Source organism: Endozoicomonas sp. (assembly GCF_051008435.1).
Taxonomy (GTDB): Bacteria; Pseudomonadota; Gammaproteobacteria; order Pseudomonadales; family Endozoicomonadaceae; genus Endozoicomonas_A.
The window spans coordinates 1-26,992 of sequence record NZ_JBPCXO010000047.1 but is presented as its reverse complement, the minus strand read 5'-3'; the positions used below and the strand labels follow the sequence as shown (position 1 = coordinate 26,992).

Genomic DNA, 26,992 nt, shown 5'->3' with positions numbered 1-26,992 from the left:
AGCCGATAATCTGTCTATCCACAAAGGTTTGGATGACCCGGAGGATCGATGAGGTCGGTTTGGATAGCATTCTTTATAGTTGTTCCCCTGCTTTTGGCAGGTCAGGTTGAAGCTGCACCGGAAAAGGATTATTGGGCCTTTTGGGATAAAAGTGATGAAAGTAATCGACAGGAAGTCGATCATTCCCAATGGCAGTACATTATTGATAAATACCTTCGGTATTCAGACAAGTACAAAATGTATGTGTTTGTTTACGGGGGAGTAAGCCGGGAAAACTATGCCAGATTGCAAACCTACTTAAAAGGGATGTCAGGCATCGATCCCAGAGAACTGCGTAAGAAAGAGCAGCTGGCCTACTGGATTAATCTTTATAACGCCCTGACAGTAGAGCTGATTCTGAAGAATTATCCGGTGAAATCCATTACCCGTCTGGGCAAAGGCTGGTTCAGAACAGGCCCCTGGAAAGACAAGGTGATAAATATTCAGGGGCAGCCTGTTTCATTGCATGATATTGAACACCGCATCATCCGTCCCCTTTGGAATACTCCCAGAATTCACTATGCCATCAACTGTGCCAGTATTGGTTGTCCCGATCTTGCTCCAAAGACTTATAAATCCAGCGAAATAGAAGCACAGCTGGATGAAGCCGGAACGCGATTTATTAATCAGAATAAGGGGGTAAACTTTGTGGGTGGTCGTTTGGTGTTATCAAAGATTTTTTATTGGTATGGCAGCGATTTTGGTGGCAAAGACGGGGTAATGAAAGAATTGCTGCGGTTTTCAGACCCCAAGATGCGCAAACGTATCGAGGACTATCAGGGCGGAATCAGCTACCACTATAACTGGAAGCTGAACGAATACCGCCGCTGAAAGAGTTTCCGGGTTTTACAGGTTGACGATATTCACCATGGAAGCCTGATCTGGCTTCTCATCTTCATCACTTTCGTCTCTATAGGTCAGAGGTACATCGACCGGGTCGAAAGCAGTATCTCCGTCTTCAACAGGTTGGCCATCGGTCGTCAGATTCTTGAAATCAAACAGTGAGCTGTCTGCCAGATGGGACGGAGCTACGTTCCTCAGCGATCTGAACATGCTTTCCATTCTTCCGGGAAAACGCTTATCCCATTCGGTGAACATAGCTTTGATCGCCTGTCTCTGAAGGTTTTCCTGAGAGCCACAGAGATTACAAGGGATAATCGGGAATGACTTGAACTCGGTAAAGCGAACAATATCCTTTTCACGGCAGAAGGCCAGAGGGCGAATAACCGTGTGCTGGCCATCATCGCTGACCAGCTTGGGAGGCATGGCTTTCAACTTGCCACCGTAGAACATATTCAGGAAAAGGGTTTCAAGAATATCGTCCCGGTGATGACCCAGGGCAATCTTGGTGGCTTTCAACTCAGAAGCAGTGCGATAAAGAATGCCTCGACGCAGGCGGGAGCATAGAGCGCAGGTGGTTTTGCCTTCCGGTACCTTCTCTTTGACAATGGAGTAGGTATCTTCCTCGACAATTCGGTACTCAACGCCCAGGCTTTCCAGATAATCCGGCAGCACATGCTCAGGGAACCCTGGCTGCTTCTGGTCGAGGTTGACCGCAATGATGTCAAAGTTGACTGGCGCATAGGTCTTGAGATTCATCAGAATGTCCAGCAGGGTATAGCTGTCTTTGCCCCCTGACAGACAGACCATAATGCGGTCACCGTTTTCAATCATGTTGTATTCGGCTATGGCCTGCCCAACCTCACGTCTCAGGCGTTTCTGCAGCTTGTTGAAGTTGGTTTTTTCGCTTTTTGTCTGGCTCTGCATTTTGGCTCTGTCTTTTCTCTCAAAGCACCTGACTTCAAATCAACTCCATGGGAGGCGTTGTGGAAGTGATTGGCTTTCAGCTTTGAATAATGTGAAACGGGCAGTATCCCGAAAATTCAGCACATTATAATCAAAGGTTTCAGGATAGGCATTAGGGATAATGACGGGCTGAACAAAGAATTGCGATTAACTCCAAGGAAATGGTTTCCAACAGTCTCAACAGACAACCCTGTAATTTGAATTATTAAGGGGTTTTTACAGGCTCCTGCCTGTTTATCGTTCCGTATTCCAAAGGACCGACGGCTGCTATTGTGAATGAGCTGTCGAAATATGGCTAACTGAAGCTATGCTTAGCTAATGGACAGCATGCCTAAGGACTCAGCATCAAGTCGTTTATACACAGAATAATCGTCGACATTTATTCAGGGGATTTCCATGGCTGAATACGAGAAACTGAAAGTCTGGTTGTTATCTCGCAGAGATGAATTAAACGTTCGTCTTGGCAATATCAAGAAAGACGTTACCCGCAGGGCCAATGCTGATTGGTCAGAACAAGCGCAGGAAAGGGAAAACGATGAGGTGATTGATCAGCTGGGAAATGATGCCCGGGCTGAGCTCAATCTTATTAACAAAGCGCTGGATCGTATGAACCATGATGATTACGGCTACTGCATCGGTTGTGGTGGTGAAATAGCCGAAGCCCGCCTGGTCGCCATGCCCTATGCTGACCTTTGTATCAAATGCGCTGAAAAACGAGATCAGGCCAGTTGAGGTTATCAGGGAGTCTTTAGACTCTCTGATAATGACTTTTCTGTTTCAACCGAATCCGTAATTAACGCTTTATAGCTATCAACAAAACTCTCGATAGGACCTGGATGGTGTCGGTGATAGTAATTATGCCAGAGCTTTCCCATGGCTCGGACATCATCATGGGGCACCTTATGGATGGGTTTATTCGTTCGATAATAAATCATCCAGGCAATGGCGGTGGCGTATGAAAGATTGGTCGCCAGTTCCAAATGTGGATGAGCCAGAAATTCTCTCTGGCTGGCCAACCCCCGAATCAAGCTGGAAAGATCGGATTTTTTAGCCAGATAATGATCCCAGATATTGCGATGCATTCTGGGTGAGATCTGATAAATCCCCAAAGCCTGATGATGTTCCTGTTTAAGATGAAAGCCCAGGCCGGATTCTCTGGCAGCTGTTCCCAGCAACAGATTTTCCGCAGTAGGACTCCACATTCTCAAATGTTTCAGGGTAGGGCGTACAACGTAGTGGCGCAGCTCCTTTGCACAAATACCCATCGGGTTTTCCTTTGCCTTAGAGCATTATTTTCATTACACAGTTTATCGTAGCACCCAAAAAATTCTGAAGTACAGCAGAATTTATCTGATGGCCTTTTATAGTGCAGTGGTGAAGTTTAAAAACGAGTATGAAGAAGGGAGGTTAAGAAGGGGATTATTCCCCTTCAAACTCACACAGTGAGAAAACAGGAATTCCGGCTTCCTGTAATTTTTTTGAGCCACCCAAGTCAGGTAAATCCATAATGGAAGCGGCTTCAAGTGTTTGACCACCGAGCTGGTTTACCAGCTGGCTGGCCGCAAGCAGAGTGCCGCCTGTGGCAATCAGATCATCGACTAGAATGACCTTGTCACCTTTCTGGATCGTGTCTGCATGAACTTCCAGCGTTGCAGTACCGTATTCGAGCTCATAATCCTGAGCGACGGTGCTGTGCGGCAATTTACCCTTTTTTCTGAACAGGATCAGTGGTTTGTTCAGGGTATAAGAAAGAACAGACCCCATAAGAAAGCCCCGGGCATCCAGTGCACCGATACGGTCAAATTCAATACTCATATAACGATGAACCAGGCTGTCCATGACCGCACGCCAGGCTTTGGGGTTCTCGAAAATAGTGGTGACATCCCGAAACTGAATGCCAGGTTTGGGCCAGTCAGGCACGGTTCGAATCTGTGATTTCAGATAAGCTTCATCAACGATCATATCTTTGCCTTACTGTCCGTCCTGGCCAAAGTGAGGTTATGCGACCGGAACAGCGGTTTACTGTTCCGGTTGTGATTATTAAGTAGTGCTTATGAAGTAGAGATAATCTGCTCTATATCGACAGATTTTCCACCCGCCAGCGAGCATAATTGAACCGGGTCACGGATTTCAATCTCTTTGCCAACCGCATAGATCAGACCGTTTTTCTGGAAGCGGGTAAATACCCGACTGACTGTTTCTACAGCCAGACCCAGATAATTGCCCATCTCGTTACGGGACATGGACAAACGGAAAGACTGGGACGAGAATCCCCTGCGACGGAAGCGACTGGCCAGATTGATCAGGAACGTCGCAATCCTCTCGTCCGCATTTTTCTTGGACAGCAGCATCATCATCTGCTGATCTTCCCGAATCTTTTTACTCATCAGTCGCATCATGTGTCGACGCAACTCCGGAAATCGATCGGACAGAGTTTCCAGCTGATCAAAAGGTATCTCACAGATCATGGTGGTTTCCATAGCCTGTGCAGAGACTGGATAAACGTCAGTATCCATACCACTCAGACCCAGTATCTCGCTGGGTAGATAGAAGGATGTAATCTGCTCTTCACCTTCATTGGTGGCAGTATAGGTTTTAATAGCCCCTGAACGGACAGCGAAGACGCTGGTGAAAGTATCTCCTTCCAGGAACAGGTGCTCCCCCTTCTTAAGAGGGCGGCCTCGCTTGATAATGCGATCAAGCTGGTCAATGTCCTGTAGACTCAATGCCAGTGGTAGGCAGAGGGAACTGAGACTGCAATCTCTACAGGCCACATGGCTCGGCTGTCGTACATTGGGCTTGGACGTCATTGAGTGGCCTCAAAGTCGTATTGGCGGAATCGGCGCCTATTCTATTGAAAATGTCATTAAAGTGTAAGTCTGTGCTTTCCGAGACTAAAGCGTAATTCCTTCATATCTAAGGCTTTTTCGGAAATTGCTTACAAGGCTTCGATAAATTCGTGGTAAGAATGTCGCATTCGAAGCGGCTGTCAGTCAGTTCAGGCATGAAACGCTCCAAGGTTGTCGGAGTTGTTATAAATGCTCATGCAGAAAGAATAATATTTTTCACGGTAAACGTGCCGATAACGGTTCTGAATACTTTTTCGTAAATCAGGGAGATTTACGCTATGAGTCTGCTCAGCTCAGTGACCGGAATTCTGTATGCTCCAACGGTACAGGAACCGGCGCCTAGAACATTTGAGGAACTCGTCGAAGTTGAAGGCCTGACTTTTAATGATCTGACTCCACGGGAAAAGCAAACCCTGATGGCCAGAAAGGGCGAGCTTGATCTGGATAAGCTCAGAGATCTGAAGCTTGAAGAGCCTGAGTGTGTTGAGCTTGAAGAGGCGCATCGCACCCGGCTCCAGAAAAGCTCTATCTGGGATGGCCGTAGAATAGCGGTCACAATAGCCAAGGGAACAGGCGTTGTGGTGGCTGGTGCTTTTGCTGCCGGCGCTGCCAGTGTCTCTATGCCGATTGCTGCCGGAGTGGCTGTTTGTACGGGTGTGGGTTACCTCTTTTATCTGCGTGTGAATTCGATTGAGCTGGAAACGCGTTCAAAGCAGCTGACCGATTTTGTCGTTACCCATGAACAGCCTCAAAGGTTGATTCGTGAGCAATTGGAACTCAGGGAGTCGGAGCGGGCAGAAGATCTGGATAGAAGGCTTCATGATACTGAAGAAGAGCTGGAGTTAGAAAAGCAGCGTAAAGCAGATCTGGCCACTCAACTGTTTCCAGGACGTCTGGATCGGGCTCTGGGGGATGAGCACTTTGAAGAGATGCAGGCTCGAATCAGGGAACTCAGAGCTGCAGAGCAACAGCAAAATGAGTTGGGTCATGAGCTGACAACACTGACTGAGCAGCTCAGGAACATCAATCTTGAGGTGGTGAGAGAACGTGAAGAAGTTGTCAGACTGGGTGAGGAACTCAGGAACAGTCAAAGGCAGGATATTGACAAGGGTAGAGAGCTTCAGCAGTTAAAAGCACAGGATTTAAGGTTGCAAGAGACTCTTCAGTTGTCCCAGCAAAGAGTTGTGCAGCTTGAGGGTGAGGCCCAGACCCTGACTGCAAAAATAGAACAAAAAGATATTGAGATTGAGAGCGCTGGACGTCAGAAGAACCTTCAGGCTAATGAAATGCAGGCATTGATTCTGCAAAATAAAGCCATGCAGAGAGACACGGTTAATCCCCTGCAGAGAAGGCTTAAAGTAGCCGAGCAGATGCTTCTGGAAGCACAAAATAACCAACAAGCTATTCAACGGCAGTTGTTTCAGGCCCAGCAGGTTGCAAAATCTCTGGAAGCAGAGATGAAAACCACTTCAGGCGAAGCAGATGTCAGCAAGCTTCATTTGGAAAAGGCGTTAGAGAGAGTTGGGTTCCTGGAATCACAGTTGAGTGTGGCTGTTCAGACAAAAGATAAAAGCCATCGTGAATATCTGGTTGTTGTTGAAGAACTCAATGCTGTTCGAATGCAACTGGAAAGAACCCAGGTGTTGCAGGATGAGTTGGCAGAACAGTTGGAAAAAGATAAGGCCACCCAAAGTGCCCAGGTCAGGGAGCTGAAATCCAATCTGGATCAGCTGTGCAAAGAGAGGGAACAGCTGGTCAGCAGCGCAGAAAAGTTAACGTCAGAGAATCAGTTCTATCGTGAGCAGATGGATCTTCTCACTCGTGAAGAGCAGCTGGTCAGGGCTCGTTGGGTAGACGCTCACAAGTCCTCTCAGCGTTTAAAGGAAGTTGAAGATGAGCTGAAGGCTCAGGGAGATCGGCTCGAAGAAACCAGGGGGCATTTGCAGAAAGAGGCTTCTTCCAGAGAAGTTTTGGTAGCTGAGTTGAAGGGCTTGAAGCTGCAGGAAGTAAAAGTTGCAAAAGAGAAAGGACTGCTTGAAGTGCAGATCCAGCAACTTCGAGAGCAGGGGAAGACTGACCAGGATGCACTGATCTTGAAAGAGCGTCAGCTTAAAGAAAAAGATAATGAGCTTAAGTTGTTGCAGGAAAGTCACACCCGTCTTGAGGAAATGGTCAACGAGGGTGAACTTTCAAACCAGCAATTGAGAGCAGAACTGGATCGGGTAAGGCAAGAGATACTGCATAGAAATAAAGAGATCCAGGAGGTTCGCGACCTTCTACAAGAAACTAAAATCTCGTTGGACAGCGCTGAACGGAAGGCGCTTGAGCTGAATGAGGAACATGAGGTCATTCGAAAGCAAACCATGCAGGGAACGGTGGCCAGCGCCATGACCCACATGGATCAATTGACCGCTGACCTCGTGGATACCAAAGAGCAACTAAGAAAAGTTGAAGATCAAAGGCATAAGCTGGATCTTCAGTTTCAAAAGCTGAGCAGTATGAATGAGGAGCTGTTGGAAGATGCTGCTCAGTTCGATAAGCAACTAGGCCGAAAGAGAAAGAACTGGCAGAAGGAAATACGACTGGCTAAGTCTGAAGCCGAACAAAGCCAGCTGCTGGCACAAAAACTTCAGGAAGAACTGATCAGCAAAAACTCTTCTGTCCAAGAGATGGGTGAGCGGCTCAAGAAAGCGGAAGAGGCGTTTGGTCGGGTCACAGATCAGTTGAACGTCCAAAAGCAAGAAGCGAATGAAGTATCTGTGCAGCTGGAATCAACCAAGATAGAGTCTGAAGAGCGCAGGTCAAAGCTGGAAGAAGTGGAAGAGTCCAGGGCTAAGCTGCAATCCAGTCTGGAGTCCTTGACGAGTGAGCTTGAAGTTCTCAGATTAAAGCCCGAAGGCATTGATAAAGAAGCTCATCAGAGAGTGGTGGCTGAGCTTGAAAAAGCGCAAGGCGATGTTAAAAAACTGCAGGGGCAACTGGATGACTCTGAGGGATATCTGGAAGAGCTTCAAGCCGATGCTCAGGAGCTGCCTGAAGTTAAAGAAAAGCTTAATGATATTGAGGAGCAGCTGAAGTTCCTGGAGGAGCGTTTAGGTCAGGAAACCAGTAAAAGAAAAGAGTTTGAGAAACTTTCAAGGAAGGAATCTGGAAGAAGCTCAGAGCTTGAGCGTGAGTTAAGTGCATTGAGACTCAAGGTCTCAGAGCTGGAGAAAGCCGGTCCTGTTGAGGGTGATGATACCAGTAATCTTGAACTTGAAGCGCTCCGTAAAGAGCTAGAAAAGAAAGAACTGGAGTTCACATCTCAGATACAAGCGGCGGAAGAGTCGTTTCAAAAAGAAATCGGAGAGATTTCTCAAACACTGTTTCAACTAAAATCCGAATGGCAGGAAATGGCTGTTCTGACAGGCCAGGAAATTACAGTACTCAAACGTCAGGTTGTGCAGCTGCATGATATGAACTATCTGTTGAAAGCCCGAGAGGTAGAGAGTCAGACTAAGGCCCTGGAAACTCAGATCAAACTGGTCGAAGCATTAAAAGCGCTCAATGAATTACAAAAGGGTAGCGAACCAGAGGAAGCCGAACAGTTTGCCCGGGAGCTGGTGGCAGCAGAAACCCAACTGGAATCATTGAAGCATGAGACTGAGGCCCTGGGGCACACACTCAGGATGTTGAAGAATCAACCTGTCATACAAATTGAAGCTGATCCCGAGACCATGGAGCTGGGTCAACTGCGCAGTGAGCTGTAACTGGAGCAGCAAAAATCAGAAGACTATGCCAGACAGATAATAGATCTGAAGGTGGAGTTTGCACGGCAGCGTTCGGAAATGAATCCGTCTGATCTTCCCGATGAAGAGTATGCCCAGAACATTCTGGGGGTGGTGAAAAAGTATATTACCCTTGATGAAAATGAAACCCGCCCAGGCTCTGGTCTGGAAACACTGCTGACAGACCCTCTGGACTATATTTATCGCTTTGAAGACGACGACGCTGAAGAAAGAGACTGGCAGGTTGAGCTTGCGGGTGAAGAGGTATCAGAAAACTGGCAGCTGGCGCTAAAAGAAGAGCGGAATCGATCAAGAGCTTATTTCAAGGAGTTGATGGCTTTTCGGACTTACCTGATTGCTGAGCTGGAGTATCGGGGATTAAGAATGAAAGGTTTGGAAGACTATAAGCAGGAACTGGAAACCAGAGTGGATGAGTTTCTGGGAACACCTTTGCAGCTGTCAGAAAACGCTCGGCCAAGAATGCAACAAAGAATGGCTGGGCTGGGCAAACAATATACGGCTGATGATTTTGATAAAGAGTGGGAGCCATCACCAATAGCCTCATCTATGCCTTCGGCATTCAGCTATTTACCTGCTCATGATTTAAGCAGTCTTCAGTCCAGTGGTATGCCCAGCATGGAATGGGATCATGCTGATACTGATTTTGCTGAAGCCTCTATAAAGCCGAAAACCAGAGTTGCTCCCGATCAAACACCTGACCTCAAGCGGAGCGTATCACCGGACTATGACACGAGTAGACCCGAAAGCAGAAACAGTCTTTCGGATCTTGTTGAGAATGCCATGCTCCGGCAGCAGAATCGTGCCCTGCAAGGTATAGAGGTAGGTTATCAAGACGTGATCTCTGCACTGGATGGGATCGACACGGAACTTGAAGAACTGGGTCAATCTGAGCTGGTTGAGACTTCTTTTGATGAAGAAGCAGATAGAAAGAAAACAAGGCTGGAAGAAAGAAAAGCAGAGTTGCACGACGGGTTCCGGCAGGAAGATGTGAGCAAAGTGATGCAGGAGTTTCGTCAGGAAGCGGGCAGTGCATTAGAAAATAGTACTTTAATCACAGGCGCTGGATCTGTCCCTACAAGACCAGACTCTGATAATGCTGAAGTGCTGGAAACAGAACTTGTAGGGCGTCCAATACCTCAGGTTTCAAGTGAGTTCACCCCTGAGCCTCCAGTGACTCCAAAAGAGACAGGGTCTTCAAATCCATCCACACCTGAACCTTCTGTCATTCCAAGAGAAACAGTGTCTGATGAAGAGTCGAGATCTTCGGTTAGCCCTCGATCAAAATCCAGTGATGAGTTGAGACCTGAAGATGGGGTGCAGGGTTTTACGCAGCTGAGTCAGCTTCAGCAGGCCTTATCTTCACTGCAATCACAACCATTAAGTTATAAGGTTGTTCTGACTGCGCTGGCTAACCTTAACGAGCTTGAGCAGCAACTGAATGAATTTGATGAAGACGATATCCATTCTGCTCAATCATCGGCATGGGCTAGACCACTGTCCAGTGAGCTTGAATCTCTAAAGAAACAATATCGCGATTGGTTTAACGGGCCGTCTGTTTTCACAATGCTGGGTGCAGTGCAGTGCAGTCAGAAATATTTTCCAGTGAAGATGAAAGCAGCCCTCTCTATGGTTTGGTCGAAGATGATAACAAAAGCGAGCTGTTTACCAGTGTTGTGACGCTTAAAAACTCACTGCCTGTCTCTTCTCAGGTGTATGAAGCGGAAGCCAGATTAAAAGAGGAGAGAGAAAAACCGGCTCAGCTCAAACCACTGGGGCCAGTGGAGTCTCATATAGCTGACAGAATTCAAATGCATCCTGAAAGTCCCTGGAAAGAATACATCAGGAAGTTTTTTGTCAGACGATTCAGGATTGAATCTATTTCAGGGAATAAATATTCCGACTCCTGGTATCGTGAAGAGGTGCCTGGCCACAAAAGATTGGGCGATAACCCTGACACCATAAAAGCCAAGATTCAGGAGAAGGTAAAAGATATAGCGTTTACTGAGCAGCCTGGATGGCCGGGTGCCTGCAAATTGTTTGGTAAAGGACGCATAGTCAGGCAGCTGGGTGGGCGCATGGGTAATGATGTTGTGCTGCCTTTGATCGCTCATGGGATTGTTGATGGTTCTTCCTTTGGTGAGCCTGGCGAGAAATTGTCTGCAGGGGTTGACGAATGGTTGAAAGATGAACTGAACAGCATCGCCGATGAAGAGTACCGATTATATCTTGAGTGTGTAGAGGATCTGCTCACCGAAACAAGAGCGACAATGGGGACTGACATTAGCAGAATGACTCTGGGTCAGACACCTATTGAACAAATCACCAAGAAAGACAATGGGAAGAATCACTTCAAATACGCTCGGCTTACAGCCCTTAAAGAAATCCTGGCTGAAGCGACTCCGGTATTGCAACAGTCTGAAGAACTCATTGATAAAAAGGTAGGCAGTATTATTACCGTTGAAGCCTCCAGTGTGGATCAGCTTCAGGAAAATGAGAAAAAAGCGATTGCAGCCATGGGAGAGCATGAAAGAAGGGCCATATTGCAGGAGGCCGAGGCACTTCTAGAGCGGCATGAGAAGCTCAACAGAAATCATTTTCCTAAAGAAGTGCTTGATGAACTGGATGGTAAGAAAAAGAAACTGACAAAAATTGCCAAAAAGTTTGGAGAAGCCTCCTGATGGCTATCCCATTGAAATAACAGCGTTGTTAGTCAAATCCTGTAAGTAAACCGTCATAGTCCTCCCCAAGGAATTGAATCAGTACTCCGGGGGGGAAGGATTATGGCCGGAAAATCACACAAATTATCTTTGACTTTGGTCATGCTGCTGGCAGCGTTTTTGATGCCTTTGCCAGTGCTGGCTATTGATCCGGTTTTGCTTGTCTCTGGAGGGACAGCCTTGTTTGGTACGGGCCTTGGTACACTCTCCTACAAGTTTGGCCAATGGCTGTTCAGCCCCAACCCACAGTCCGGAGAAACGCCGGAACCAGTGCGGGTTGAGCCGGTTTCTATCTTCAATCCAGGGGGAGACAAACCTTATGAGGTGACCGTCAAAGTCAACGAAGGTGGCGGTGATGGTGGAAATGAAGGAACGGAAAAAGTCACTCAGTCTGAATCAACTGATGATCAACCCGTGAGTCCAGAAAAACCGGAAAGCTCCAAGGGCCCTGACGACAGTAAAGAGACTGCATCGGATTCTCAGGAGAGACTGGTTGTCATTAAGGTTGAGAAAGGGACTGCCAGTCGTGAGTTGCAATCGTTGATTGATCAGCCTCTCCCTGAGGTTGGAGAAGTGCTCTATCACCTTACACCCAATGCTCAGGCGGCATTGAATGCAACCCGTCATCTTGAAATGGCGTCTACCCAGGCATTATTCAATCAGTTGAGTGACTTGCGACAGATTCTCAATTTTTATCGAACCGGTCAGACATTCATTCAAAACAATGCGGCCCTGGATCGAAGTACCCTGAAAGATGCCAGGCAGACGACCAGCACGACACAGCACAGCCAGGATAATAGCCAATGGCACAGTTTTATACAGACTTATGGTTCTAAGTCCCATTACTCATCATTGCCTGGCTTAGAGGGGATGAATGCCAACAGTTATGGGTTGAATGCCGGGGTATTCAGCCAGGTCAGTGAAAGTTCCATTGTGGGTCTGATGTTTGGTACCCGGAGAACGTCTGCCGGTTTCCAGCAGAAGCTGGGTTCGGGTTCGGTGGAGTCTATTCACTTTGGTCCATTCCTGTCCTGGCAGAAAGATCAGTGGCAGTTTGATGGAGCGCTGACCTTTGCCACCCAGCAATACAACAGCAAGCGCAAGGATACCGATGGCAATCGACTGCACGCTCATCGCTCCGGCTTTGAGTGGAATGCATATGGCGCGCTGGGTTATGACATCGACATCGGTCACTGGCTGAATGGTCTTACGGCCACTCCCATTGTTGAGTTTCTATATCATCACTCTGAGTCAGGTGGCTTCAGGGAAAAAGGCTTATCGGATGAAGCGCTTGCCGTGAAAGGTCAGTCTTTTGATCAATGGCTACTTCGTCTGGGCAGTGACTTTATTTTGCTGAATGAAGATGGAGAGAAACCATCGGCTTTGAAACTTTCAGTCGGTTGGCAGCAACAGACGGTATTGAGTGGTAAGTCGAAATATAAGGTCAACGGTTTTGAGCAGCAAGGGCAATCGGAGTACCTGGCTCAAAAGATCAGCGACACTGGCCTGTATCTCAGCCTGGGCTATAACGGCAGAATATCTGAGCGATCCACCCTGAGTGTGAACTACACGGTGATTCGTTCGAGTCGCAGTAGCAGTGATGGTTTGCAGCTGAGTTACCAGAGATCATTCTAGCCCGCATTGCAGCGGGCTTGAAATTTGATCAGATGACCTTGGAGTAGAGGTTCTGCTGCTGTTGCTTTTGTTGCTTGAAATAGCCATCAAACTGCATGCAGATATTTCTGATCAGCATCTTTCCTCTGGGTTCTATCTGAATGCCTTTTCCGGTCAGAGTGAGGAGCCCATCGTTGGCCATGGGTTTGAGGGCTTCCAGTGACTCCGAGAAATAGTCGTTGAATCTGAGGTCAAAGCGCTGTTCAACTTCAGCAAAGTCCAGTTTGAAGTGGCATATCAGTTCATTGATTACACTCTGGCGGATTTCATCATCCCGATGCATGGTTAACCCCCGGTAAACAGGCAGGCGACCCTCATCAATAGCATTCTGATAGGATTCCATGTCGACATGGTTCTGTGCATAAACCCCCCCGACTTTACTGATTGAAGAAACACCCATGGCAACCAGATCACAGTGACAGTGTGTGGTGTAGCCTTGAAAGTTTCTGTGCAGAGTGCCTGTTTCCTGGGCAATAGCCAGCTCATCATCCGGTAGCGCGAAGTGATCCATGCCAATGTAGACATAGCCCCGTTCTACCAGCTTTTCAGTAGCCTGATGCAGAATCTCCAGCTTTTCCTCTGATGAGGGCAGATCTGCTTCATTGATGCGTCTCTGGGGTTTGAAACGATGTGGCAGGTGAGCGTAGTTAAACAGGGAAAGCCGATCCGGTGCCATATCAATCACACGGTTTACGGTATTCATAAAACTGCCCGCTGTTTGATGTGGCAGGCCGTATATCAGATCCATATGCACTGACTTGAAAGCCATGGTTCTGGCAGCATCCAGAACCGACTGTACCTGGGATTCCGGCTGTACGCGATTGATGGCTTTCTGAACGGTTTCGTCCAGATCCTGAACACCAATGCTGATGCGGTTAAAGCCCTCGTCCCTGAGACGGGACATCATCACCCAGTCGACTTCACGGGGGTCCAGCTCAATGGAAAAGTCAGAATGATTCTGGCTGCCAAAACTGAACACTGATCGCAGCTTATCCATCACGGCTGAAATCTGATCCGGGCTCAGAAAAGTGGGCGTGCCACCGCCAAAATGAAACTGTTCTACTCTCTGTTCACGGTTGAACAGGCTGGCTTGCATGTCTATTTCCCGAAACAGATAGTCCAGGTATTCATCGGCTTTTGAGCGGTGCTTGGTGACAATTTTGTTGCAGGCGCAGTAATAGCAGACATGACTGCAGAACGGGATGTGCACATAAAGCGACAGGGGGTTATTGATGGCACTGCTTCTCCAGGCGCTGGAGTCATAGTGCGCGAGATCAAAATCCTCCTGAAACTGAACAGCAGTAGGATAAGAAGTATATCTTGGACCACTCAGGTCATACTTTTTAATCAGACCTGTATCCCAAACGGGGGCATTAATCATGTTAACTCTCGAATTGGTTGCAGGTCATATGGCTGGACTCTATTTGTAATTCTCCAGGTAAACTACTGGGTGACCCGATTCTTTTATTAACAGTTTAAAGAGAATGGACATAAATATATTTGATGTGTGTCAATAAGTAGGTGGCGCAATTTAAGTCGAGTTTCTTTACGAATTGTAACGGGCGACAAGTTAACACCTTAATTATAAAGATCTGAAGGATTGCTGGAAATCAGCGATTGTCGCTATAAACAAACTGAAACTATAAATCGACTTTACAATTCAATAGTATTCATACCACTGGATTTTCTAATTTTCATTCACTTGTAAACTAATTATCCAGTCATTATAAAATAGCAGCCATTGTGAGCTGTCTGATTGTTTTTGAACTCTCTTTTTTAAGAAGTAAAAGTATGTCTTCAAATAACCTTTCGCTCGGGGGAGCAGCGACGGATTCTTCTGTCGCACAAACGAGCAGTAAGTGGTCTGCACTGGGGCCGGGTATTATGGTGGCCGCTGCAGCGATTGGCGGATCCCATATTGTTGCATCTACCCAGGCGGGTGCTCACTATGGTTGGCAGCTGGTGGGTCTGGTCATTCTTGCCAATCTGTTCAAATACCCTTTTTTCCAGTTTGGTGCCCGATATACGGCGGCAACCGGGGAATCCCTGATGGCGGGCTACGGCCGTCTGGGTAAAGGCTGGCTGGGGCTTTTTCTGGCGCTGAACAGTTTTGCCGGAGTCATCAACATTGCTGCATTGATGGGGTTGACTGCGGCGCTTCTGACCTGGGTGGCTCCGGGAGTGTCCAGCCCCATTCTTGTCTCTTCTATAGCCGCTGTCAGCCTGCTGATCATTCTTTTGGGTCATTACACTCTGGTCGACAGAGTTACCAAGGTGATTGTGGTTCTGTTGTCGGTGGTTACCATACTGGCGGCTCTGCTGGCGTTCGGTAAAGGTCCTGTAGCGCCTGCTGATTTTGTCAGCCCCAGTCCATGGACTATGGCATCGGTTGGTTTTCTGGTGGCTTTGATGGGGTGGATGCCTGCACCGATTGAAGTATCGGCCATGAATTCTGTCTGGAGCATGAGCAAGAAAAAAGAGCGCGGGCACCTGAGTGTGAAAGATGCTCTGTTTGATATGAACGTCGGTTATGTGGGAACGGCGATTCTGGCTCTGTTCTTCCTGGGTATGGGGGCCACTGTATTGCACGGCAGCGGGATTGAACCGGCTGCCAGTGGAGCCGCTTTTACCAAACAGCTGGTTACCATGTATTCCTCCACCATTGGCCCCTGGAGTAGCTGGTTGATTATTATTGCTGCCATCTGCTGTATCTACAGTTCCACCCTGACCTGTATTGATGGCTATAGTCGTACGACTTTCAGTGCCTGGTTGAACTTGCAGCAGCGTGATACCGATGAAACTGAGAAACCGTTACTGATTCTGGTAGTGACCGGTCTGGCCCTGACGGTGGTCCTGATGTTCCCGGGCACCATGCTGTCGATGCTGAAATTTGCCATGATAGCGGCTTTTCTGACTACGCCTATCTTTGGCTGGCTTAACTATCGCCTGATCACTTGCGAGCAGGTGCCTGAAGAACATCGTCCCGGGAAAGTGCTGAACCTTTGGGCGCAGCTGGGTATGGTCTTCCTGTTTGGTTTCGCCGGATTCTTTATCTGGTGGCAGTGGCTGATGTAAAGCCTTATGAGTTGATGTGATATCTCCAGCCGGGGATATCACTTTTCAAATAAGCGTTTGAATCCCTTCTGAAGATCCGTCAGACTCGCAGAACTCTCCTGACAAAAATAAAAGCGACTCTGATATGACTGAACAATTTGATCTTTGTGATCATCTTTCTCAGGCAGAGACTCATGAAGTCTTAAACCAGCCTACTCCCCTTGATCCCTTCAATACCTATACCAGTGATAAGGCATTGCAGTACTGGACGACCGTGTTTGGTGGTGATTTTGCTGAAGAAAAACTGATCGAATTTGGTCAGAGGTGTGGTGGCGATCTGATAGAGGCCGGATTTTTGGCCAACGAGAACAAGCCGGAATTTCATACCCATGATCGTTTTGGGCGCCGGGTCGATCTGGTCAAATTTCACCCGTCTTATCATCAGTTAATGAAAGCGGCTATAGCTGCTGGTATGCATTCATTGCCCTGGGAGCAGACTGGCCCGGGTGCTCATGTTGCAAGAGCAGCGATGGAGTATCAGTATTTTCAGGCAGATGCCGGGTCCGGTTGCCCCCTGACCATGACTTTTGCTGCAGTCCCTGCGCTCAGGCATTCGCCTGCACTGGCTAAAGAATGGCTACCCCGAATCCTGTCTCATGAATACGACGAGCGCAACATACCTTATTTTGAAAAGCAGGGTGTGACTCTGGGTATGGCCATGACCGAGAAGCAGGGGGGCTCCGATGTCCGGGCCAATACAACCCGGGCTTATCCAAAAGCAGAAGGGGGCAATGGTCATGAATATGAAGTTGTTGGCCACAAATGGTTTTGTTCTGCCCCCATGTGCGATGCCTTTCTGGTGCTGGCACAGACCGAATCGGGATTGTCGTGTTTTCTGATGCCTCGCTGGCGGGATGATGGTAGCAAGAATCAATTCTATATCCAGCGTCTGAAAAACAAGCTGGGTAATATTTCCAATGCATCTTCCGAAGTGGAGTTCAGAGGTGCTCAAGCCTGGCTGGTAGGGGAGGAGGGTCGTGGCGTCAGAACGATCATTGAAATGGTTTCCATGACACGTTTTGACTGCATGGTCGGCTCTTCGGCATTGATGAGAGCAGCTGTAGCTCAAGCCATTCATCATACTTCCGGTCGCTCGGTATTTGGTAAAAAACTGCATGAGCAACCACTGATGCAGAATGTTCTGGCTGATCTGGCAATTGAGGCTGAAGCGGCTCTGGCCATGAGTATGCGAGTGGGTTTCGCACTGGATCACCTGGATGACGAACAGCAGGCCCTGTTTGCCAGAATAACCACGGCAGTTGGCAAGTACTGGATCTGCAAGAGGGCCCCACAAATGATTGTGGAGGCCATGGAGTGTATTGGCGGTGTCGGGTATGTGGAAGAAAGCCTTTTGCCAAGGTTATACAGAGAAGCTCCGGTGAATGCGATCTGGGAGGGTTCAGGCAATGTTCAGTGTCTGGATGTGCTGCGCGCTATCAATAAAGAGCCTGCAGTGTTGCAAGCATTTCTTGCCGAGCTTGATAAGGCCTTAGGGCATTATCCGTCATACGATCATTATATTGCCGATCTCAGGACCGAGCTGGCAAATCATGATGGTATTGAATACCGGTGTCGTAAAGTGGTTGAGATGATGGCTCTGGCGCTTCAGGCCTCTATTTTGATCTGCGATGGAGAGCAGGGTATTGCAGAGGCATTCGTGAAGTCGCGAATCGTCGGGCAATCGGGTTATCAGTTTGGTACCTTGCCAGAAGGTATTAATTATCTTGCCATCTTGAAGCGAGCGCAGCCTGCTGGCTGATGAACTAAGGAGGGGGGGGGGGGGGAGACCCCCTCTTTTCACTTCCCTCTGATTTCTGTAACCGTATTGCCACCTATCCCCCAGTTGTCAGTATTGACCTCGTCAATCACTACGACAGTGGTCGCCGGGTTTTTATCCAGTACATCAACGAGTAATTGGGTCACCCCCTCAATCAGTTCTGCTTTCTTTTCAGGGGTAACCTGTTCATTGGTGATTTTTATATTGACGTAAGGCATGTTGTCTCCCGGTGTTTTTTCTCTGGAAAAAATTTAATTGATTAAGGAGGCCAGAGCTGATGAATGTGCCAGCACTGACCAGAATGAGTCCGTATACCAGTATGGAAGTGGCAGGTTCCGAGAATAGGAAAATGGATGCCGTTCCTGCGATCAGTGGAACCAGTCCCATCATGGCTCCCATGTTGGCCGTGCCGATCTTTTCCACCGCTTTTACAAATAGCAGCATCTGCACAATGCTGGCAAGAACCCCCTGATAGAAACCCTGCAGCATGATTTGCGGCCAGAGCACTGACCAGTCGGTTGGGGTTGCTCGGGTTGTCAGGCTAAACAGATAGAATGGCAGATAGAAGACACAGGTATAGAAAGACAGGCTGACAGTTGCCTGCCAGGCATTGATTTTCCAGTGCTTGATCAGCACTGAGAACAGTGACCAGGAAAAAGCCGCTGCAGTGATCCAGAGGTAGCCTTCCAGGTTGTTACCGCTGTAGCCTTTTTTCTGAAATAGAAGCAGCAGTATGCCAGCGAAAATGGTGAACAGTCCCAGGGTTTGACTGCGAGAGTTTTTCTTCTGTTTGAAGCCAACAGCCAGAGAAGTCATCAACAGAGGTAATAAACCCGGTAACAGCAGGGAGGCATGAGAGCCTGGCGTTAATTCAAAACCTCTGTAAACCGAAAGGGAGTAAGCCAGGCCACCCGTCAGGGACAGAATAACCAGTTTTCTGTCAAATAATCTAAAACGGAATCGGAAATACCAGAGTGGCAGAAGTATCAGGCTGCTGATCAGATACCGAATGGCCACTATGTCATCAGGATGCAGGTGGCTGATACCTCCCATACGGGAGACCAGAATAAATCCGGACCATATGAAAACGGCCAGGATGGCGTAAAGGTACCCATTTACTATGAAAATGCTGCTATTTCGGGCTCTGTAGTCATTTTCATGATTCGGGGTGAGCGGCATTTCCGGCTCATGGCTGTTTGATACTGACAAGAGTTTCTCCCTGTGAGCCTTTCTGGCCAGAGTGTGTTGAGCAGACTATAGAAGGGTTAAAGATTCATTAAAAATGAAAAATAATGCATTGGTTATTCATTAAAAGTGAAAGATGATTGTGGATATCTCGGACCTGGTTGTTTTTGTAGCGGTTGTTGAAGAAGGCGGCATCACCCCAGCTGCTGCCCGGCTCAACAGGGTGCCCTCCAATGTCACTGCCAGAATCAAGAAGCTGGAGCAACAGCTGGACCAGGACCTGTTTGTCAGGGAAAAAAACCGGCTCAGGGTGTCTGTTGCTGGCGAGCAGTTGCTTGGACATGCTCGGGGTATGATCAGAATGAGGGATCGGGCTCTGGACGATATGCGGCTGGATGTACCACGCGGTGTTCTAAAGCTGGGAGTCATCGAAATGGCTGCAGCCACTCATTTGATTGAACCCATGGTTGGATTTCACAAGCGTTATCCTGATGTGACTTTAAAACTCCAGACCGCTCCCACAGGGCTTTTGATAGAGCAGGTCATGAAAGGTGAGTTGGATCTGGCGATGGTATCCGACCCGGTCAGGGACCCCGGGTTGGAAGTAGTTCCTGTCTTTCAGGAAACCCTGGTTCTGGTTTCTAGCAGCAACCGGAAGATGATCAAGACCCCGGAAGACCTTGAAGAATGCCCTGTCATCATTGCTTTCAGTCACCAGTGCTCCTATCGAAAGCGCCTGGATGAGTGGCTGAAATCCGGGGCAAGGCAGGCAAAGGCCATAAACATTCAATCTTATCATGCACTGCTGGGGTGCATAGCGGCAGGTATGGGAGTAGGGATGGTGCCAAAAGCGGTGCTTGAAATTTTTCCTTTCAAGGCCTCCGTTCGAACTCATGCTTTGCCAGAGCAGTGGCGTCATTCGGACACTTGCCTGGTTTGGCGAAAAGGGGCTGTCACGACAAATATCAAGGCATTTTCTTCCGTATTGTCCGCCGACCTGAATTCAGGAGCTATGATAAAAGCCAATAATTAATAGTTAACTCTACAGAGAGAGCTCATCTTGAGAGCGGTTGGCATTAGCTGTCTAACGATTCTGATGGCGCTATTCAGTGTCGTCACCTACTCAGAAGTAATTACCTGGGAAGAGATCCGGTCAGACCATCTGGATACTCGAAGAAGTCCGATTCAGCAGGAAGGTTATCTACGCTATCTGGCTCAATTGAACCAGAGTGGAAAGTCGCCAGAAACTATTGTTCTGGAAGACATCTTCAAGCTATCCAGTGAGAGAGCGCTGGAATGCAGTGACGGGCATTGCAAGTTGGAAAGCAGGCTGGTTCTGAACAGTTTTCCTTATTGGCTGGAAGAGGATGTCGTTCATCTGGTGATGTTTATTTCCGGCAAGGATTGGCAGGAAAAATCCATGCGTGAAACATCAGAGCGCTTGCTGAAGAAAAAGCTGGGAGTATTACAGGTCAAATACTCACTGGAATGGCAAGTCTATGTTAATCCGCCTCATAAAAGAACGGTGGGTCTGGCTCATGCCCATATCTTCCTGAAAGGGGTGAGCAATGAAGAGATAGCGGATCAGATTAAACAGATTCTACCCTTTAGCAAGCCAGGGCTGGAGCCCTGGTAAACGACGCTATTGGGTCACATGGAGTGGCCGCCATGTCCGACAGAAAGTATGGACATGACCCACACTTGATGGGGTCCGGGAATACTGTAAAGACCAAAAAGAATCATCATGATACCGGCTATGCTGCGGGTGACACTGGCTTGAATAACAGACGCCAGTTGTCTTGCAAAAAGCCCGGTCAGAAACACGGCAGGCAGGGTGCCCAGTCCAAAGGCTGCCATCAGTAGCGCGGATTGGGTCGGATTATTCTGACTGGCTGACCAGATCAGTGTGCTGTAAACCAGGCCACAGGGCAGCCAGCCCCAAAGAGCCCCAAGAGCCAGAGCGTTAGGCGTATTGCGAATGGGCAGAAGTCTGCTGGCAACAGGCTGTATATGTTTCCACAGGTGTTGACCCAGCTTCTCCATTTTCATCAGCCCCTTCCACCAACCAGTGATATAGAGGCCCATGGCGATCAGCATGGCACTGGCAATGTAGCGAAGAGTGATTTGCAGTGATTCGCTGGCATCGCCCAGAAACCAGCCTACCCATCCCAGAAGCAAACCTGCCAGGGCATAGCTGCTGATTCGGCCAGCATGGTAAGTGAGCATCAACCAGGTGGTTTCTGCTTTTGAGCGCCCTTTAAGCGACAGGCTCAGGGCTGAGGTGATGCCACCGCACATACCAATACAGTGAGTGCTGCCCAGCAGGCCAATAGTAATGGCGGCTATAAGAGTTGGCGCTTCGGTCATGGCTATTTATTTGCTCAGGGCTGTTTATTTGCTCAGGGCTGTTTATGTGCTCAAGGCTGTGTATGTGCTCAAGGCTGTTTATGTGCTCAAGGCTGTGTATGTGCTCAAGGCTGTGTATGTGCTCAAGGCTGTGTATGTGCTCAAGGCTGTGTATGTGCTCAAGGCTGTGTATGTGCTCAAGGCTGTTTTATATCAGTCTTTTTTTCGGGCGGACGACTGGCTTTTGGCTGGTCATCATCAAACAGAATGCTGTGGGCGGGTCCTTCCATATCATCAAACTGGTCATTGTCGACAGCCCAGAGAAAAATCCTGACGGCTAAGGCAATCAGCATTACGGCTATTGGGATAAGAATGATCAGGCTTTCCATCGTGGCACTATACCTTTACAGCAACTGACAGGTTATCCGCATTTTCCCTGTTGGAAGGTTGGCTGGCAAACGTTTCTTCCGGGCCTGCTGGCTTTTTGTCTCGGTTCAGTCGCAGGGCATTGCCTACCACCACCAGGGAACTCAGGGCCATACCAATCGCCGCCATCCAGGGGGCGATCATGGCTGCAGCTGCCAGGGGCAGGGCCGTCATGTTGTAACCAAAAGACCAGACCAGATTCTGGCGGATAATCTTGCGGGTACGCTTGATCAGTTCAAAGGCGTCGGTCAGTCGGCCCAGGTCATCGGAGAGCAAAACGGCATCAGCGCTGGTTTTGGCGAGGTCTGAAGCATTACCCATAGCGAGGGATATATCCGCACCTGCAAGCACAGGTACATCATTAATACCGTCTCCCACCATAAGAACATGTTCACCTTCTGCCTGACGTTGACGAATAAACTCCAGCTTGTCGTCCGGGCTGGCCTGGGAATGCCATTGCGCTATGGACAGTTGTCTGGCGACGGAAGCGACCACGGGTTCCTGGTCACCGCTGAGCAGTGTTACCTTAAAACCTGAATCCTTCAGCTGTCGAATAACGGTAGAGGCTTCTGGTCTCAAACTGTCGGTTACCTTGAACCAGCAGAGTGGCAGGCTATTCGCCGACATCAATAGCCACTGACCTTCTTCCTCAGGGCGTGCAGGAATATTGTCCTGGCAGCAGAAGTCAGGACGACCCATTTTGTAATGGGTTTCACCCACCCGGGCTTCAATGCCTTTTCCGGTATGGCTGACGACATCTTCGGCCTTAAGGTGCGTAGTGATGGCGAATGCTTTGGCAATGGGGTGTTCCGAGTGAGCTTCAATGGCTGAGGCAATAGCAAGCAACTCATCTTTTGAGAAGCCGCAGTCTGCAACCGGGTATAGGCCTTCCAGTGTTAAACGACCCTGGGTCAAGGTGCCGGTTTTATCGAAAACAATGTGGGTAATTTTACCCAGACCTTCAAGAACATGACCACGGGTCACCAGGAATCCCAGCTTATGCAGATACCCGGTCGCTGCCGTCAGTGCCGTCGGTGTGGCCAGAGAAAGAGCGCACGGGCAGGTAACTACCAGAACAGAAAGGGTGATCCAGAACGCATCTTCTGCCGCTGCGGAGGACCAGTACCAATAAACGAGGGTCGCGGTCACCAACACTGAAGCCACAAAGTAACCGGCAACACGGTCTGCAAGTTTGGCAATAGCGGGTTTATCCTGCTGGGCGTGTTTCAGCAGCTTGAGAATTGCAGACATCTGGGTTTCATCGCCGACATGGGTGATTTCAACTTCAATGGCGTTGTCGACATTGAGGCTGCCTCCCATAACCGATTCCCCTTTGTTCCGGGCGATTGGCAGGTACTCTCCTGTCAGCATGGACTCATCCACACTGCTACTGCCTTTTAAAATGACAGCGTCGGCCGGGATGGAATCACCGGGCAAAACCCGAACCTGATCCCCGGGTTTCAGATCAATGAGGGGGACCCTAATAAAGTCGTCGCCCTCTTTTTTGAGGCAGCTGGAGGGCAGCAGGTTTCTCAGGGCTCGTGCAGCACGGGATGTTGAATGTCGTGCCCGAAGTTCTAAATAGCGACCGGTCAACAGGAAGAAAGTGAACATGGAAACCGAATCAAAATAGACTTCGCACCCACCGTTAACGGTTGCCCAGAGGCTGGCAACGTAGGCTCCGCCAATGGCAATGGAAACCGGTACATCCATACTCAGATGACGGGTTTTGAAATCTCGAAAAGCGGCTTTAAAGAAAGGCGCTGCAGAGTATAGGATGACGGGCGTTGCCACCAGAGCGCTGACGTAGCGAATCAAATCCCGGTATGGATCTGTCATATCATTGCTAATAGCGCCGGAATAAAGTGCGATGGCATACATCATTACCTGCATGGTGCCAATCCCGGCAACTGCCAGGCGTCGTATAAAGACCCGGTTTTCTTCCTTCAGCATTGCTTCCTGACGATCAGCGCGCCAGGGGTAGGCTTTATAACCAATCTGATGGATGGCAATGAGGATTTGACTGAGAGCTACCTGTTCATTATTCCAGCTGACCTGGGCTTCGTGGGTGCTCAGATTGACACTGACTCGTTCCACGCCTTCCATTAGGCCAATATGGTTCTCTAGTAGCCAGATACAGGCGGCACAGGTGATACCTTCAATCAACAGGCTGGCCTGTCGCTCTGACTCCCCGTCTTTAATGACGAAGTCCTGCTGAATATCATCGCGGTCGTAAAGTCGAAGTTCTTCTTCCAGTCGTTGGCTGAGCGTATTAGCCTGTAAGCCCGGATCTGTTCGGTGTTGGTAATAGTTGTCCAGACCGCCGGCAATAATGGCTTCGGTCACCATCTTGCAGCCTGGGCAACACATGGGCTGCTCACTACCTTCAACCACTGCCGTATAAGGGGGAGTACCCTCAATGGGGAGGTGGCAATGGAAGCAGTGGCAGCTTTCAGCGTGTTTACTCATCCGATCAGTCCGAAATACTTCAGGTTTCGTGAACCCGGTTCAAGGCGAAAAGCTGCAAATGCACCGGGAGTGAGCCTCCCGGGAGCCTGACCTAGAATAGTGGTCGAGCATAAAGTTCAGTAGACCGAGTCAGATTTTTCACTGGATTTGTGCGAATAGTCGACCTATTCAATCAAATTCAGTGAGACTCTCATCCGCTTTCTTACGAAAAGTGGCCGCTCTTTCTGGACTTTAGGCCGATCTGTCTATTCTCGGTCAGGCTCCTAGGCATAGGTATGCAGCTTCAGGGCTGTGTAGAACTGCCACGAGGCAACAACTCACTGGCAACGCCAGCCTTCAATACCAGTGGCTGGTTCAGGCGCCAGCCAGTTTCATAGCCGACTTCCGGGATATGCTCATCCAGGGTTTCCAGCTGGACATAAGTTTTGCCCTCAACATCTTCATCGACCTGACCCACATAAATCTGGGTGGACTCATCACGGGAGATGGAGCGGTTGATCAGTATGACCTTGTCTCTGTCGGCAAAAACGGGAGAAAGCAGGCTGAGTTTTAACTGTTGGGGCCAGTCATTGATGTCACCCTTCAGAGTGATTCTGACTTCTCCTGTCAGGTCATCAATCAACAGGTTGGCATGAATACCCAGTTCCCGGGCATTGGTATCACGGGTGAGATCTTCATTGATCATTTTACCGGTCTTGTAATAGTCGTCCACGACTACACTGTCCTGAATCTTGAAGGCATAGTAAATCCGATAACTGCCCCAGACAAAAGTAACTGCCAGTACTCCCAGAATTCCCCACACCCAGGGTTCCTGGTACCAGCGGGTAATGGGTTCATTCTTTACAAGGCTCATAGTAGTTTGTACCTGTCGTCAGTTAGGCCCGGAGGCTGGGCTGTTTATACCCAATCTGCCTTCTCGATGCCAGTACATCCTCTTCAGTGCTGGGAGGCTAACCGAGGATAGCGCTCGAGCATGAAGCTCAGTAGAGCGAGGCAGATTTTCCACTGGGTTTGTGCGAATAGTTAACCTATTTAATCAAACACAGTGAAAAATCTGACCGCTCTTTCTGGGTTTCAGGCCGAGCTGTCTATTCCTGGTTAGCCTCCTACGGTGCAATAAATCGGCTTTCGGCTGTTACAGGCGGGATATCCGGCTGGTCAGCGCTGATTATAAATTCAATGTCACGGCTACCGGAATCGACAGAATCCGCAGGAAGAACGAGTCGGACTACGTGTTGCGCGACTTCACCGGCATTGACCGTAAAGTTCATGTCGCCTTTGGTACCCAGATTTCCTATGTCCTTAACGTTAACCGTCATGGTTAGTGGACGCTGATCCTTGTTGACCAGCTTCAGGGTATAAGTATTTTCAATGCTGCCATCGGAAGTAGTGCGATACAGCTGGTTGCGGTCTCGAAGAACATCCAGTTCCAGCGCAGAGCGACTGTTCAGGCTCCATATGAACAGCCCAATCATCGCCAATAGAGCGACACTGTAACCTATCAGTCTGGGGCGCATGAAGTGCGTTTTCTTACCAGCAAGCTCATTGTCCGTGGTGTAGCGGATCAGGCCTTTGTCGTAGCCCATTTTGTCCATGATGTCGTCACAGGCGTCGACACAGGCTGCACAACCAATGCAGTCAATCTGAAGGCCGTTCCTGATATCAATACCAGTAGGGCAGACTTGTACACAGACACTGCAATCAATACAGTCACCGAGATTCTGGCTCTTAGGGTCTACCCCTTTCTTGCGTGAGCCCCGGTTTTCGCCCCGTATCCGGTCATAAGCTACGACCAGCGTATCACGATCAAACATCACACTCTGGAAGCGGGCATAAGGACACATATGCAGGCAGACCATTTCTCTGAGCCAGCCGGCATTACCATAGGTGGCGAGAACGAAGAAACCCACCCAGAACAGAGCCCAGGTACCCGCCTGCCATGTCAGGAGGTTGGGGACCAGCTCACGAACCGGGGTAAAATAACCCACGAAGGTGACCGCCGTTGCCAGGGAAACTCCCAGCCAGATACTGTGTTTGGCCAGTTTTCGGAAGAATTTCTCTGCAGTCATGGGGCTTTTGTCACGGCGGATTCTCTGATTCCGATCACCTTCCGTGATTTGCTCAGCCCACATGAAAACCCAGGTGAAAACGCTCTGGGGGCAGGTGTAGCCACACCAGACCCGACCTGCAAAAACGGTGATGGCAAACAGGCCAAAAGCACAGATGATCAGCAACCAGGACAGAAGGATAAAATCCTGGGGCCAGAAGGTGGCGGCAAAAATGTGAAACTTTCGTTCAGGTAAATCAAACAGGATGGCCTGCCGACCATTCCAGTTCAGCCAAACAGTGCCAAAATAAAGTAGAAACAGGAAGGTTCCACCAGCCAGCCTGAGATTTCGAAAGTACCCTTTGAAACTGCGAGTGTAGATCTTGTCCGGTTTTTGATACAGGTCAATCAATTCCGGTTCGTTTGATTGGATGGGTTGGTCTGACTCTGGCATATCACAGTACTGCCCTGATTTTCGTTATAAGTCGTCCATTGAACCGAATTCTCCCCCTTGAATTTGAGAAGCGGTCCTTCGAACTGCATCTGTTATCATTGCTTTTATAAGATGCTATTGGGAATTCGGCGCTATCTTACCTTTTTTTATTGTCAGTGTCAGTTCATTGGCCATGACCTTAAGTCCCGCTTAACTTTGAGGTAATGAGCGAGCAGGCTGTACTTTTGGTAAGAGAGTACAGTTTTCATACACTTTGCAGTCTAATCTACAGCATCAGCTTGTGTTCATAATTGTTCCGCTT

At 48.8% G+C, this 26,992-nt stretch carries 22 protein-coding genes; 10 read left to right on the top strand and 12 right to left on the bottom strand.

All coding sequences use genetic code 11. The features are described from left to right. The first annotated feature begins 48 nt into the window (after positions 1 to 48). The gene (locus ACR2PX_RS02090) at positions 49 to 870 is read left to right on the top strand and encodes a DUF547 domain-containing protein (protein WP_433997701.1); all 822 of its coding nucleotides are present in this window, start codon (positions 49 to 51) and stop codon (positions 868 to 870) included. Between the two features lie 15 nt (positions 871 to 885). Here the strand turns inward: ACR2PX_RS02090 and ttcA are convergent, their stop codons facing one another. Beyond that, positions 886 to 1,806, bottom strand: a complete 921-nt coding sequence (gene ttcA, locus ACR2PX_RS02085; protein WP_433997700.1) for a tRNA 2-thiocytidine(32) synthetase TtcA — start codon at positions 1,804 to 1,806, stop codon at positions 886 to 888. A gap of 435 nt (positions 1,807 to 2,241) precedes the next feature. Here ttcA and ACR2PX_RS02080 point away from each other — a divergent pair, with 435 nt between their 5' ends. Then, entirely contained in the window at positions 2,242 to 2,577 is a 336-nt protein-coding gene (locus ACR2PX_RS02080) for a TraR/DksA family transcriptional regulator (protein WP_433997699.1), read from the top strand. Positions 2,578 to 2,582: 5 nt separating this feature from the next. On the opposite strand, the gene ACR2PX_RS02075 is transcribed toward ACR2PX_RS02080, so the two are convergent. The 3 genes from ACR2PX_RS02075 to fnr all read right to left on the bottom strand — a co-directional run bounded on the left by ACR2PX_RS02075 (position 2,583) and on the right by fnr (position 4,655). After that, on the bottom strand, positions 2,583 to 3,110 hold the full coding sequence (locus tag ACR2PX_RS02075) for a hypothetical protein (RefSeq protein ID WP_433997698.1): 528 nt from the start codon (positions 3,108 to 3,110) through the stop codon (positions 2,583 to 2,585). 154 nt (positions 3,111 to 3,264) lie between these two features. After that, positions 3,265 to 3,807, bottom strand: a complete 543-nt coding sequence (locus ACR2PX_RS02070) for an adenine phosphoribosyltransferase (protein ID WP_433997697.1) — start codon at positions 3,805 to 3,807, stop codon at positions 3,265 to 3,267. A gap of 89 nt (positions 3,808 to 3,896) precedes the next feature. Continuing rightward, a complete protein-coding gene (gene fnr, locus ACR2PX_RS02065; protein WP_433997696.1) occupies positions 3,897 to 4,655 on the bottom strand; it encodes a fumarate/nitrate reduction transcriptional regulator Fnr in 759 nt (252 codons plus the stop codon). Positions 4,656 to 4,972: 317 nt separating this feature from the next. Between fnr and ACR2PX_RS02060 the strand changes: the two genes are divergently transcribed. From ACR2PX_RS02060 to ACR2PX_RS02045, 4 genes are all read left to right on the top strand, one after another. Then, on the top strand, positions 4,973 to 8,443 hold the full coding sequence (locus ACR2PX_RS02060; protein WP_433997695.1) for a hypothetical protein: 3,471 nt from the start codon (positions 4,973 to 4,975) through the stop codon (positions 8,441 to 8,443). A 78-nt stretch (positions 8,444 to 8,521) separates the two neighbouring features. Next, the gene (locus ACR2PX_RS02055) at positions 8,522 to 10,159 is read left to right on the top strand and encodes a hypothetical protein (protein ID WP_433997694.1); all 1,638 of its coding nucleotides are present in this window, start codon (positions 8,522 to 8,524) and stop codon (positions 10,157 to 10,159) included. Continuing rightward, complete coding sequence (locus tag ACR2PX_RS02050; RefSeq protein WP_433997693.1) at positions 10,063 to 11,160, top strand: hypothetical protein; 1,098 nt, start codon at positions 10,063 to 10,065, stop codon at positions 11,158 to 11,160. Before ACR2PX_RS02055 ends, ACR2PX_RS02050 begins: the two co-directional genes overlap by 97 nt. 102 nt (positions 11,161 to 11,262) lie before the next feature. Continuing rightward, complete coding sequence (locus tag ACR2PX_RS02045; RefSeq protein WP_433997692.1) at positions 11,263 to 12,834, top strand: autotransporter outer membrane beta-barrel domain-containing protein; 1,572 nt, start codon at positions 11,263 to 11,265, stop codon at positions 12,832 to 12,834. Between the two features lie 28 nt (positions 12,835 to 12,862). On the opposite strand, the gene hemN is transcribed toward ACR2PX_RS02045, so the two are convergent. Next, on the bottom strand, positions 12,863 to 14,254 hold the full coding sequence (gene hemN, locus ACR2PX_RS02040) for an oxygen-independent coproporphyrinogen III oxidase (protein ID WP_433997691.1): 1,392 nt from the start codon (positions 14,252 to 14,254) through the stop codon (positions 12,863 to 12,865). 410 nt (positions 14,255 to 14,664) lie between these two features. On the opposite strand from hemN, the gene ACR2PX_RS02035 reads away from it, so the two are divergent. Then, the gene (locus ACR2PX_RS02035) at positions 14,665 to 15,948 is read left to right on the top strand and encodes an NRAMP family divalent metal transporter (RefSeq protein ID WP_433997690.1); all 1,284 of its coding nucleotides are present in this window, start codon (positions 14,665 to 14,667) and stop codon (positions 15,946 to 15,948) included. 124 nt (positions 15,949 to 16,072) lie between these two features. Next, complete coding sequence (locus tag ACR2PX_RS02030) at positions 16,073 to 17,746, top strand: acyl-CoA dehydrogenase family protein (protein ID WP_433997689.1); 1,674 nt, start codon at positions 16,073 to 16,075, stop codon at positions 17,744 to 17,746. Positions 17,747 to 17,784: 38 nt separating this feature from the next. Here ACR2PX_RS02030 and ACR2PX_RS02025 read toward each other — a convergent pair whose 3' ends face one another. Then, a complete protein-coding gene (locus ACR2PX_RS02025) occupies positions 17,785 to 17,982 on the bottom strand; it encodes a 2-hydroxymuconate tautomerase family protein (protein ID WP_433997688.1) in 198 nt (65 codons plus the stop codon). Next, positions 17,951 to 18,973: a DMT family transporter gene (locus ACR2PX_RS02020; RefSeq protein ID WP_433997687.1), complete on the bottom strand. Its 1,023-nt coding sequence runs from the start codon at positions 18,971 to 18,973 to the stop codon at positions 17,951 to 17,953. The genes ACR2PX_RS02025 and ACR2PX_RS02020 overlap by 32 nt, the downstream gene beginning before the upstream one ends. Positions 18,974 to 19,091: 118 nt before the next feature. Here ACR2PX_RS02020 and ACR2PX_RS02015 point away from each other — a divergent pair, with 118 nt between their 5' ends. After that, positions 19,092 to 19,982, top strand: a complete 891-nt coding sequence (locus tag ACR2PX_RS02015) for a LysR family transcriptional regulator (RefSeq protein WP_433997686.1) — start codon at positions 19,092 to 19,094, stop codon at positions 19,980 to 19,982. A 27-nt stretch (positions 19,983 to 20,009) separates the two neighbouring features. Then, the gene (locus ACR2PX_RS02010) at positions 20,010 to 20,585 is read left to right on the top strand and encodes a DUF3605 domain-containing protein (protein WP_433997685.1); all 576 of its coding nucleotides are present in this window, start codon (positions 20,010 to 20,012) and stop codon (positions 20,583 to 20,585) included. Between the two features lie 14 nt (positions 20,586 to 20,599). On the opposite strand, the gene ACR2PX_RS02005 is transcribed toward ACR2PX_RS02010, so the two are convergent. The 5 genes from ACR2PX_RS02005 to ccoG all read right to left on the bottom strand — a co-directional run bounded on the left by ACR2PX_RS02005 (position 20,600) and on the right by ccoG (position 26,691). Further along, positions 20,600 to 21,316: a sulfite exporter TauE/SafE family protein gene (locus ACR2PX_RS02005; protein ID WP_433997684.1), complete on the bottom strand. Its 717-nt coding sequence runs from the start codon at positions 21,314 to 21,316 to the stop codon at positions 20,600 to 20,602. 176 nt (positions 21,317 to 21,492) lie between these two features. After that, entirely contained in the window at positions 21,493 to 21,648 is a 156-nt protein-coding gene (ccoS, locus tag ACR2PX_RS02000; protein WP_433997709.1) for a cbb3-type cytochrome oxidase assembly protein CcoS, read from the bottom strand. Positions 21,649 to 21,691: 43 nt separating this feature from the next. Further along, complete coding sequence (locus tag ACR2PX_RS01995) at positions 21,692 to 24,190, bottom strand: heavy metal translocating P-type ATPase (protein ID WP_433997683.1); 2,499 nt, start codon at positions 24,188 to 24,190, stop codon at positions 21,692 to 21,694. A 283-nt stretch (positions 24,191 to 24,473) separates the two neighbouring features. Then, positions 24,474 to 25,043, bottom strand: coding sequence for a FixH family protein (locus tag ACR2PX_RS01990; protein ID WP_433997682.1), 570 nt, complete (start codon positions 25,041 to 25,043; stop codon positions 24,474 to 24,476). Between the two features lie 253 nt (positions 25,044 to 25,296). Beyond that, positions 25,297 to 26,691, bottom strand: a complete 1,395-nt coding sequence (gene ccoG / locus ACR2PX_RS01985) for a cytochrome c oxidase accessory protein CcoG (protein ID WP_433997681.1) — start codon at positions 26,689 to 26,691, stop codon at positions 25,297 to 25,299. Positions 26,692 to 26,992 lie beyond the last annotated feature (301 nt).